The sequence below is a fragment of the Micromonospora sp. MP36 genome, assembly GCF_008119785.1.
Taxonomy (GTDB): Bacteria; Actinomycetota; Actinomycetes; order Mycobacteriales; family Micromonosporaceae; genus Micromonospora.
In genome coordinates, this window is the sequence record NZ_VSFA01000010.1 from 133,858 (window position 1) to 143,964 (window position 10,107).

10 protein-coding genes are annotated in these 10,107 nt (G+C 73.6%); 5 read left to right on the forward strand and 5 right to left on the reverse strand.

The window, feature by feature from the left end:
- Positions 1–114: 114 nt before the first annotated feature.
- Positions 115–1,320 (forward strand): zinc-dependent metalloprotease, encoded by a 1,206-nt coding sequence (locus FXF52_RS12045; RefSeq protein ID WP_148796501.1) that lies wholly within the window; start codon positions 115–117, stop codon positions 1,318–1,320.
- Between the two features lie 63 nt (positions 1,321–1,383).
- Here the strand turns inward: FXF52_RS12045 and FXF52_RS12050 are convergent, their stop codons facing one another.
- Positions 1,384–2,052: a hypothetical protein gene (locus FXF52_RS12050; RefSeq protein WP_148796447.1), complete on the reverse strand. Its 669-nt coding sequence runs from the start codon at positions 2,050–2,052 to the stop codon at positions 1,384–1,386.
- 266 nt (positions 2,053–2,318) lie between these two features.
- Positions 2,319–2,849, reverse strand: a complete 531-nt coding sequence (locus FXF52_RS12055; protein ID WP_148796449.1) for a M48 family metallopeptidase — start codon at positions 2,847–2,849, stop codon at positions 2,319–2,321.
- A 526-nt stretch (positions 2,850–3,375) separates the two neighbouring features.
- Here FXF52_RS12055 and FXF52_RS41580 point away from each other — a divergent pair.
- The 3 genes from FXF52_RS41580 to FXF52_RS12065 all read left to right on the forward strand — a co-directional run bounded on the left by FXF52_RS41580 (position 3,376) and on the right by FXF52_RS12065 (position 6,213).
- Complete coding sequence (locus tag FXF52_RS41580) at positions 3,376–3,543, forward strand: DUF5679 domain-containing protein (protein WP_165945332.1); 168 nt, start codon at positions 3,376–3,378, stop codon at positions 3,541–3,543.
- Positions 3,544–3,743: 200 nt separating this feature from the next.
- Positions 3,744–4,856, forward strand: coding sequence for a TOMM precursor leader peptide-binding protein (locus tag FXF52_RS12060; protein ID WP_148796451.1), 1,113 nt, complete (start codon positions 3,744–3,746; stop codon positions 4,854–4,856).
- A 10-nt stretch (positions 4,857–4,866) separates the two neighbouring features.
- Positions 4,867–6,213: an AarF/ABC1/UbiB kinase family protein gene (locus tag FXF52_RS12065; protein WP_148796453.1), complete on the forward strand. Its 1,347-nt coding sequence runs from the start codon at positions 4,867–4,869 to the stop codon at positions 6,211–6,213.
- 292 nt (positions 6,214–6,505) lie between these two features.
- On the opposite strand, the gene FXF52_RS12075 is transcribed toward FXF52_RS12065, so the two are convergent.
- The 3 genes from FXF52_RS12075 to FXF52_RS12085 form a co-directional block, all read right to left on the reverse strand.
- The gene (locus FXF52_RS12075) at positions 6,506–6,871 is read right to left on the reverse strand and encodes a WhiB family transcriptional regulator (protein ID WP_148796457.1); all 366 of its coding nucleotides are present in this window, start codon (positions 6,869–6,871) and stop codon (positions 6,506–6,508) included.
- A 132-nt stretch (positions 6,872–7,003) separates the two neighbouring features.
- The gene (locus FXF52_RS12080; RefSeq protein WP_148796459.1) at positions 7,004–7,255 is read right to left on the reverse strand and encodes a hypothetical protein; all 252 of its coding nucleotides are present in this window, start codon (positions 7,253–7,255) and stop codon (positions 7,004–7,006) included.
- A gap of 130 nt (positions 7,256–7,385) precedes the next feature.
- Positions 7,386–9,539: an ATP-dependent DNA helicase UvrD2 gene (locus tag FXF52_RS12085; RefSeq protein WP_148796462.1), complete on the reverse strand. Its 2,154-nt coding sequence runs from the start codon at positions 9,537–9,539 to the stop codon at positions 7,386–7,388.
- A 91-nt stretch (positions 9,540–9,630) separates the two neighbouring features.
- Between FXF52_RS12085 and FXF52_RS12090 the strand changes: the two genes are divergently transcribed.
- Positions 9,631–9,873 carry a mycoredoxin gene (locus tag FXF52_RS12090; RefSeq protein WP_148796464.1) on the forward strand — a complete coding sequence of 81 codons (243 nt, stop codon included), beginning with the start codon at positions 9,631–9,633 and terminating at the stop codon, positions 9,871–9,873.
- The last annotated feature ends 234 nt before the right edge of the window (positions 9,874–10,107 follow it).

Below are 10,107 nucleotides of genomic sequence, written 5' to 3' on the forward strand. Positions count from 1 at the left end.
GCCAGCGGGCGCGACCTGCGGCAAGGCACGCGTACCGTAGACCTCGTGCCTGATATTCCGTTCGGCTTCGCGCTTCCGGGTGGGCAACCACCAGACCCCAACGATCCCGCACAGATGCAGCAGTTCATGGCGCAGTTGCAGCACCTGCTCTCGGCGCCGGGCAGCGGGCCGGTCAACTGGGACCTCGCCCGGCAGGTGGCCGCGAGCCAGCTCGCCGCCAGCGGCGACCCGGCGGTCTCGCCGTTCGAACGCAACGCGGTGGAGGAGGCGCTGCGCATCGCCGACCTCTGGCTGGAGCCGGCCACGTCGTGGCCCTCCGGCATCCGGAGCTCGGTCGCCTGGAACCGCAACGAGTGGATTTACAAGACCCTGGACGTGTGGCGCAAGCTCTGCGACCCGGTGGCCAGCCGGATGGTCGGCGCGATGGGCGACCTGGTGCCGCCGGAGGCGCGGGCCCAGCTCGGCCCGATGCAGTCGATGGTCGCCACGCTGGGCGGGGCGCTCTTCGGCGGCCAGCTCGGCCAGGCGCTCGGCTCGCTCGCCGCCGAGGTGCTCTCCGCCGGCGACATCGGCCTGCCGCTCGGCCCGGCCGGCACCGCGGCGCTCATCCCGGCCAACATCCGGGCGTACGGCGAGGGCCTGGAGCTGCCCGAGGACGAGGTGAGGCTCTACGTCGCCCTGCGCGAGGCCGCCCACCAGCGGCTCTTCCAGCACGTGCCGTGGCTGCGCGGGCACGTGCTCACCGCGGTGGAGAACTACGCCGCGGGCATCCGGGTCAACCGGGAGGCGATCGAGGAGGCGATGGGCCGGGTCGACCCGACCGACCCGGAGTCGATGCAGGCGATCGCCCTAGAGGGCATCTTCACCCCGGAGGACACCCCGTCGCAGAAGGCGTCCCTGGCCCGGCTGGAGACCGTGCTCGCCCTGGTCGAAGGCTGGGTGTGCCACGTGGTCGACAGTGCCGCGGGCGAGCGGCTGCCCAACGTCGTACGCCTCGGCGAGGCGTTCCGCCGGCGCCGGGCCGCGGGCGGGCCGGCCGAGCAGACCTTCGCCGCCCTGGTCGGCCTGGAGTTGCGGCCGCGCCGGCTGCGCGAGGCCACCGTGCTCTGGGCGGCGCTGACCGAGCAGCGGGGAATCGCCGGCCGGGACGCCGTGTGGGGTCACCCCGACCTGCTCCCCTCCGACGACGACTTCGCCAACCCGGAGGCGTTCGCCGCCACCACCAGCGACCTGGACGAGGAACTGGCGAGCTTCGACTTCACCGCCCCCGGCGCGCCGGAGGAGCAGTCCCCGGGCGAGGACGACGACAAGAAGTCCTGACGCCCTTCCGGATCCGCACAACTCCCCGGACGTTGTGCGGATCCGGCTGCGTCTCGGCGGCGGTCAGTGGGGCTGGGCGGAGAGGAGGGCGCGGGTCGCCTCCCAGCCCTCGACGGCCGGGTCGAGGACGGCCAGGTCGGCCGGGCCGCGCAACCGGCGCCAGCCGACCGTGACGGCCACGTCCCCCGGGCGGGGGGCGGCCGCGCGCACCTCGGCCGGTGCGGCCGTCTCCAGGTCCAGCACCGGCAGCCAGTCCGGTACGGGCAGCCGGGCCGCCACGCCGAGCAGACCGGGGACGCCATCCTCCACCGGGGCGACCGCCACCGGGCGGCTGGAGAGCGGCCGCAGCAGCTTGCCGAGGGTGAGCCCGGGCACGTCGGGCGCGTCGGCGACCACCACGGCCGCCTGGTCGTAGTGGGCCCGCTCGGCAGTGCCGGCCGCGGCGGCCCGGTCGGCGCCGGCTGCGGCGGCCCGGTCGGTGCCGGCCAGCGCGGCGAACACCGCGTTGACGGTGGGTTCCGGTACCTCGTACACGGCGGTGCCGGGCCACACCACGGCGTCGGCCAGCCAGCGGTCCCCGGGCGTCACCGCCACCGCGGTCTCCACCTCGTTGAGGGTGGCGAGCAGGTCCACGACGTCCTCGGCGAGCGCCGTGCGCCACCGCGTCGGGTCGATTCCCGGCGGCGTCCACGCCACCGGAGCGAGCAACGCCACCACCACACGTCGAGCCACGCTCCGACCCTAACCCCCACCGGAGCCACCTCGGACGCCGCCGGCCGCCGTCTGCGGGCCGCTACGACGACGCCCTGGCCAGCGCCCGGTCGACCAGGTCGGGCGGCCGGGACGGGCTGCCAGCGCCGGGCCCGATCGATGGCCAACTGGACGCTACGAACTTGATGACGAGAATGAATCACCGACCGCCCGAGTAGGCTTCCGCGACGCGACCAGCGCAGGCCGCCTCCGGCCGTCGTCCTAGGCAGGCGTTCTCGGTGGCGAGTTCAGTCGGCGAGGGGGAGGCCGGAGGCCGAGGCGACGCCTTCCAGGTAGCCCCGGGCCCGCTCGGTCTTCGGATACCGGCCCACCAGGGCCCAGAAATGGGCGTTGTGGCTGGGCACGATCAGGTGCGCCAGCTCGTGCAGGAGCACGTAGTCGATCACCCAGTCGGGCATGTCCTGGAGCCGGTGGGAGATCCGGATGGTGCGGTCGGCGGGGGTGCAGGAGCCCCAGCGGCCGTTCTGGTTGGTGACCCAGCGGACACTGGCCGGCGAGGCGGCGGCGCCGTACTCGGGCAGGTAGAGGTTGATCAGCCGGGTGGCCCGGGCGAGCAGCTCGGCGTCGGAGCGGGCGAGCCGGCCCTCCCGGGCGGCGAGCCGGGCCAGCATCCGGTCGACCCACTCGCTCTCCTCGGCGCGCGAGAACTGGTCGGGGATGAGCACCACGACGCGCTCCCCGTCCCGGTACGCGGACACCGTCCGTCGCCGGCGCTGACTGCGCCGTACCTCGACGACGGGCTTCCGCGTCCCGGCCATCACTGGCCCGCGCAGCCTCGGATGACTGTCACGACAGCAAGCTAATGCGTAATGACCAGGAGTCCGCAAGAGTCAACACGATGACACGCGCCCGGAAAATGGTGGTTGGTCGCCCAGCGTCCCAAAAAAAATCTTTGCGGCAGCCCCGGAACCCTGCCCGGTTACCCTTCGTGGCGGCCCCGCCGGGGCCCCCGCCCGTCACCTGCCCGCCCCGCACACGTTAAGTGATCTACGGACGCACGTCGCGTCGGGGCGGCTCGAAGGGGCGATCTGAGGGTATTTGCCCGGCGTGTCCCTGCGGAACTGACTTATCCGACGTGGCTCGGCATGCACACTCTCGACGTCGACTAGCTCACAGTGTCGATGCTGAGCTGACATGGAACCGCCCAGACCTGGGTAGGGTCCGCCAACCAGCGGTCACGAGCGTGGCCGCGGAGAACGACCCAGCGCCGGTGCCCCGCGTGGCCCGCCGCCGGGGAACCCGCCGGGACGGCGTGTCCGGCGGACGAGACGAGGAGGGGCTACCGTGGCCGACCAGGCCCAGACCTACAACGGTTACTGCGTCAAGTGCAAGGAGAAGCGGGACTTCGAGGGACGCATCGAGGTCTCCAAGACCGGTATGAACATGGCCAAGGGCAAGTGCCCGGTGTGCGGCACAACAGTGAACCGCATCCTGGGCAAGGCCAAGGTCTGACCGGTACGGATCGACGCGGGGAGGGGTGGCCGACGGCCACCCCTCCCCGCGTCCGTTCGATCCCTACTGTCGGCTGACCGACACCGGTTACCGCCGAGTTGTGGAAAAGCCGCCTTTTTCTGTGGACAACCCTGGCCACGGCCCGGCGCACCTGTGGACAACGATCGACGGAGCGCGCGGACACGGTCACGATTCGTGGCATGGCCGACCCGACACCCCTCGCCCGTCCCACCCTCCTGCCGGGCCTGGCCCGCCTCTGGCGGGACCGGCACACCCTCCAGCTCGGGATCGAGCCCGGCCGCGCCGTCCTGCTCAAGGTGACGAACCCCCGCGCCGCCCGCCTGCTCGACCTGCTGGACGGCACCCGGAGCGAACGTGCCGTCCTCGCGTACGCGGCCACGGCGCGGGTCGCGCCCGACGAGGCCCGCGTCCTGCTCGACACGCTGCGGGGCGCCGGTCTCGTCGTACCGGCGCAGAGCCTGCTCCCCCGGGAGCTCGCCGGGCCGGTCCGGACCCGGCTCGCCGGAGAGGCCGACGCCCTGGCGCTGGCCACCCCCGCCCTGCCCGGCACCCCGGCCCAGGTGCTGCGCCGCCGCCGGGCGGCGCGCGTGCTGGTCACCGGCGCCGGCCGGCTCGGTGCCGCGATCGCGGTCGCGCTGGCGCAGGCCGGCGTCGGGCACGTCGCACCCGAGCTGCCCGGTCCGGTCCGCCCGGGCGACCTGGTCGGGACCGGCCTGACCGCCGCGGAGGTGGGCCGGCCGCTGGCAGCGGCGGTCCGCGCCGAGCTGGGCCGGTCCGCCCCGGGTACGGAGACCGGGCCGCTCCGCCGGGGCCGCGTCGACCTGGTGGTCCAGCTCGGCACGGACCGGCCGGCGGCCCTGCTGGCCACCGGGTACGCCCAGCGCCGCCAGCCCCACCTGCTGGTCGACCTGCGGGGCGGCGTGCCGGTGATCGGCCCGCTGGTCCGGCCGCCGGTCGGTCCCTGCCTGAACTGCCTCGACCTGCACCGGGTGGACCGCGACCCGGACTGGCCCACGCTCGCCGCCCAGCTCGCCGCCGACGACGCCGAACGGGCCTGCGCCGCCACCACCCGGCTCGCGGCGGTGGCGTACGCGGCGGCGGAGGCGCTGGCCCACCTCGACGGCAGCACCCCGGAGACCCTTGGTTGCGCCGTCGAGGTCGCCGGGGCCGGCCGATTCCGCCGCCGCCAGTGGCCGCCGCACCCGTCCTGCGGTTGCTCCGGGCGTCGCCCGATCCGGGTCAGGCCCACCGGTCCGGGCTTCGTAGCAGCAGTGGGCCCTCCGAGTCGGTAACAATGACCGGGTGACCGACATCCCGCGCCGGGCCGTGTCCCGGACCGCCAAGCTCGCCGCCCTGCCGCTCGGCTTCGCCGGCCGGACCGTCCTCGGCATGGGCAAGCGGGTCACCGGGCTCGCCTCCGAGGTCATCTCCGCCGAGATCCAGCAGCGCACCGCCGAGCAGTTGTTCAGCGTGCTCGGGCAGCTCAAGGGCGGGGCGATGAAGTTCGGCCAGGCCCTGTCGGTCTTCGAAGCGGCGCTGCCGGAGGAGATCGCCGGACCCTACCGGCAGGCGCTCACCAAGCTCCAGGAGGCCGCCCCGCCGCTGCCCGCGGCCACCGTGCACAAGGTCCTCGTCGAGCAGCTCGGCCCGGACTGGCGGGACCGGTTCGTGGAGTTCAACGACACCCCGGCCGCCGCGGCCAGCATCGGCCAGGTGCACCGCGCGGTCTGGCGGGACCCGGGGTACGGCCCGAACGGCGCCCCGAACCACCGGGACGTGGCCGTGAAGATCCAGTACCCGGGCGCCGGCGACGCCCTGCTCGCCGACCTGAAGCAGCTCTCCCGGCTAGGCGGCATGTTCCGCGCGATCCAGCCCGGGCTGGACGTCAAGCCGCTCCTGGTCGAGCTGCGGGAGCGGATCACCGAAGAGCTGGACTACGAGCTGGAGGCCGAGTCGCAGCGCGCCTTCGCCGCCGCGTACGCCGACGACCCGGACATCTACATCCCCGAGGTGCTGGACGCCTCGCCCCGGGTGCTGATCACCGAATGGGTCGAGGGCACGCCGCTGGCGGAGATCATCCGGGAGGGCACCGAGGAGCAGCGCGACGAGGCGGGGCGGCTGATGGCCGAGCTGCACCTGTCCGCGCCGATGCGGGCCGGGCTGCTGCACGCCGACCCGCACCCGGGCAACTTCCGGCTACTCCCGGACGGCCGGCTCGGCGTGATCGACTTCGGCGCGGTGGCCCGGATGCCGGAGGGCACCCCCGAGCCGATCGGCCGGATCGCCGCGCTGTCGTTGCGCGGCGACGCGGAGGCGGTGGTGGCCGGCCTGCGGAAGGAGGGCTTCGTCAGCCCCACCGAGCCGATCGACGCCGAGGCGGTGCTGGACTTCCTCCGCCCGATGCTGGAGCCGATCGCCGCCGAGGAGTTCCGGTTCACCCGGGCCTGGCTGCGGTCCGAGGCGGCCCGCCTGGCCAATCCCCGCTCGCCGGCCTACCAGCTCAGCCGCCAGCTCAACCTGCCCCCGTCGTACCTGATGATCCACCGGGTCACGCTGGGCTCGATCGGGGTGCTCTGCCAGCTGGAGGCGAAGGCCCCCTACCGGGCGATCCTGGAGCGCTGGCTGCCCGGCTTCGCCCCGGTGGGCTGACGTGCCACGGGGGCGGCGGCCATCCGGCCGCCGCCCCCGTGTGTGTGGGTAGTGATCTAGAGAGCGCCCAGGTCGCGAGCCGACTGGCGCCGGCTCTTCATCGCGACGGTACGGGCGGAACGGGTTGCCTCAGTGCTCGTGGTGGTGCGACCGGCCTGAGGCCGGGGCATTCGAGCCCGGGACAACGCTTCATGAAGTAGTTGCATCTCGGTTCCGTTCGGCAGGTGCAGCATCGGTTTCGACTTTCTCGCGGCCGGTGGGCTCACCGGCGGGGACGTTGGAACGGGGTGTGTCAGGCCGCCAGCCGGACCGCGTTACGCGACTCGGACAGCCCACTGGCCGCCAGTCGCGCCTCGGCCTCGACCCGGAGCTGCGCGTCGCGGGCGAGGTCCTCCTTGCGCGGACGGCCACGGGGCCGCTTGCGCGGGACGACCGCGCCACGCTCGAAGATCTCGCCGCCCCAGACGCCCCAGGGCTCGGCCCGCTCCACCGCGCCGGCGAGGCACTCGACGCGCAGCGGGCAGTCCCCGCAGAGCGACTTGGCCAGCTCGAGCTCGGCAGGCGAGTCGGAGAACCACAGGTCGGGGTCGAACTTCCGGCAGGGCAGGTTCGCCTCCACCTCGACGCTCACGTCGAGCGGGGCCAACGCCAGACTCATCCTCCGGTCACCTCTCTCTCACTTCGATCTCGTGGATCGCATTTCCGACGTACTTGCGGTGCAAAAACACTGAGGCCGCGGATCCCGGTGTGCGGGTTCCGCGGCCTCGAGGTGAGCCGGTGGTCTGGTGGATCAGACCGGTCTACCTCGAGGTGGAACACCGCGGACATCCGTGCGCTTGTTGGCGCCGATGCCCATGCCCGTGAAGCCACTGGTCCCCTCGATCCCCGCCAGCGGCGCCACGGTCAGGTTCAGCTCGGCCTGAACCTGGACCTGGTGCACCTGCGGGACCGACGGTCGAGCGGCAAGGGCCACCCGGACAGCCGACAGCGGAGCGCAGGCAGCTGGCATCGCCAGCGGACGCTCGTAGATGTAGGTCTCCATTGATGCCACCTCCCTGACTTTCCTCGTGCCGACCATGGACTCATCCCCCGTGAGCAGCCGGAATGGCGCCGCTCGCGAGGTGTGTCCTGAGGCTATTCCTCGCCTCGGTGCGAGGGCAAACGATTTACGGCTAGATTTCGAAACTTTTCTGCGGGCAGACGTCGTCCACCGTCGCGCCCCCCACCAGGGCCAGCACCGTATCACCGTAAAGTCCCAGTTTGCGGGGGCCGATCCCGGCGATCGCGATCAGTTCCTCGCTGCGCCCCGGCCTCCGCTCGGCCAGCGCGGTGAGCGTGGCGTCGGTGAAGACGACGTACGCCGGCACCTTCTGCGCCTCGGCCACCCGCTGCCGCCACTCGCGCAGCCGTGCGTACAGCTCCTCGTCCAGGTCGGACGGGCACGTCGGGCAGCGCCCCAGCTTGCGGTCCGCCCCGGCGAGCAGGGTGGCGCCGCAGATCCGGCAGGAGACCACCTGGGGACGCCGCCGCTCGGCACGCCGGACCGCGCCGGCGCCCGCCCGCTCGGTACCCCCCGAGCGGTCGAGCTGCGGCAGGAACCGGCAGGGCCGCCGGGCCCGGCCACCCGGCGAGCGGGCCGCGGCGTACGACAGCCACAGCCACTCCCGGGCCCGGGTGATCCCGACGTAGAGCAGCCGCCGCTCCTCCTCGACCTGCTCCGGGGTCTTCGCGTAGGTGGTGGGGAGGGTGCCCTCGGCGAGGCCGACCAGGAAGACGGCGTCCCACTCCAGGCCCTTGGCGGAGTGCAGCGAGGCCAGCGTCACTCCCTCCACCGTGGGTACGTGCTGCTGCGCGGCCCGCCGCGCCAGCTCGTCGTTGAAGTCGCTCAACGTCACCGGGCGCTCGATCGCGGCCGCCTCGCCGATCGGCACCACCTCGGGCGTCGCCGCGTACTCCTCGGCGAGCTGGACCAGGGCGGCGAGCGCCTCCCACCGCTCGCGCGCGGCGCCGCCGGCCGGGGGCGCGTCGGGCGCCCAGCCGACCGCGGCGAGCGCCTCCACCACGGCGGCCGGCACCGGGGTCTCCCCCGGGATCGACCGGGTGGCGGCGCGCAACGCCACCATCGCCTGCCGCACCTCGGGCCGCTCGAAGAACCGCTCCGCCCCCTGCACCACGTACGGCACCTGCGCCTCGGTGAGCGCCTTCTCGTACGCCTCGGACTGCGCGTTGGTGCGGAACAGCACGGCGATCTCCCGGGCCGGCGTGCCGCCGTCGATCAGCACCCGGCAGCGGGCGGCGACCGCGTTGGCCTCCGCCGGCTCGTCGGTGAAGATCCGCAACTCGGGTTCGGGGCCGGGCGGGCGCTGGCCGTGCAGCTCCAGCCGCAGCCGGGCCTCGGTGCCCCGGGCCTGCGAGATCACCGCGTTGGCCAGCCCGACCACCTGCGGCGTGGAGCGGTAGTCGCGGACCAGCCGGACCACCGTGGCGGTGCGGTGGCGGCGCGGGAAGTCGACCAGGTACGACGAGGTCGCCCCGGTGAAGGAGTAGATGGTCTGGCTGGCGTCGCCGACCACGGTGAGGTCGTCCCGGCCGCCGAGCCACGCCTCCAGCAGCCGCTGCTGGAGCGGGTTGACGTCCTGGTACTCGTCGACGACGAAGTGCCGGTACTGGCCGCGTACCTGCTCGGCGACGTCGGCGTGCTCCTCGATCCCCCACACGGCGGCGCGCAGCAGGTCCTCGAAGTCGATCACCCCGTTGCCGCGCTTGAGCCGCTCGTACGCGGCGAACACCTCGGCCACCTTCGCCGGCTCGTACGGGGTCTCGCGCAGCGCCTTGGCCGCGGCCACCACGTACTCGCCCGGCTCGACCAGGGACGACTTGGCCCACTCGATCTCACCGGCGAGGTCGCGGGCGGCGGCCCGGTCGGCGCGCAGGCCGACCTTGGCGGCGGCCAGGGTGACCACCCGGACCTTGCTCTCCATCAGCTCCGGCATGGCGCGCCCCTCGAGCAGCCGGGGGGCGAAGTAGCGGACCTGGCGCAGCGCCGCCGCGTGGAAGGTGCGGGCCTGCACCCCGCCGACGCCCAGCGCGGTGAGCCGGGCCCGCATCTCGGCGGCGGCGCGGGCGGTGAAGGTGACCGCCAGCACGTGCCGGGCGGAGATGTCACCAGTCAGCGCGCGGTGGGCGATCCGCGAGGTCACGGCTCGCGTCTTGCCGGTGCCCGCGCCGGCCAAAATGCAGACCGGGCCGGCCGGGGCGGTCACCGCGGCCCGCTGCTCCGGATCCAGCCCGGCCAGCACCCGTTCCGCCGCTGAGTGAACCGCCACAGCCAGGAATCATTGCAGCCCTCCGCGATGTTGCAGCGGTTAGCCTGGCCTGATCGGACCGGGCGCGAGCCACCCCTTGGAGGACCTGACCATGTTGACGATGTATTCCACCCCGTGGTGCGGCTACTGCCACCGGCTGAAGTCGCAGCTCGACCGGGAGGGCATCGCGTACGAGGTGGTCGACATCGAGCAGGACGCGAAGGCCGCGGAGTTCGTGATGAGCGTCAACGGCGGCAACCAGACCGTCCCGACCCTGCGCTTCGCCGACGGCAGCGCCCTCACCAACCCCTCGATCACCCAGGTCAAGCAGCACCTCGCCACCCTGCCCAGCTGACCTCACCCAGCCCCGAAGAGCGGCCGCCCCACCCGGGCGCGCCGCTCTTCCCGTCTCTACCCGCCCCCTCCTCGATGATCATGAAGTTATTGCGCTCGTCGTCGGCGTGTCGCGACAACAACTTCATGATCAACAGCGGCGGGCGGGAGGGCGGTGGCCGCCACCGGGCGGCGGGGGGCGGGGGTGCGGGGGCGGGGCTGGGGGGGGGGGGGCAGGGGGCGGCCCCGGCCGAGG

Coding starts and splice junctions, on each gene's coding strand:
- FXF52_RS12075 (WP_148796457.1), bottom strand. CDS start 6,871: ATGAGTCTGGCGTTGGCCCCGCTCGACGTGAGCGTCGAGGTGGAGGCG.
- FXF52_RS12080 (WP_148796459.1), bottom strand. CDS start 7,255: ATGGAGACCTACATCTACGAGCGTCCGCTGGCGATGCCAGCTGCCTGC.
- FXF52_RS12045 (WP_148796501.1), top strand. CDS start 115: ATGCAGCAGTTCATGGCGCAGTTGCAGCACCTGCTCTCGGCGCCGGGC.
- FXF52_RS12090 (WP_148796464.1), top strand. CDS start 9,631: ATGTTGACGATGTATTCCACCCCGTGGTGCGGCTACTGCCACCGGCTG.
- FXF52_RS12055 (WP_148796449.1), bottom strand. CDS start 2,849: ATGGCCGGGACGCGGAAGCCCGTCGTCGAGGTACGGCGCAGTCAGCGC.
- FXF52_RS12060 (WP_148796451.1), top strand. CDS start 3,744: ATGGCCGACCCGACACCCCTCGCCCGTCCCACCCTCCTGCCGGGCCTG.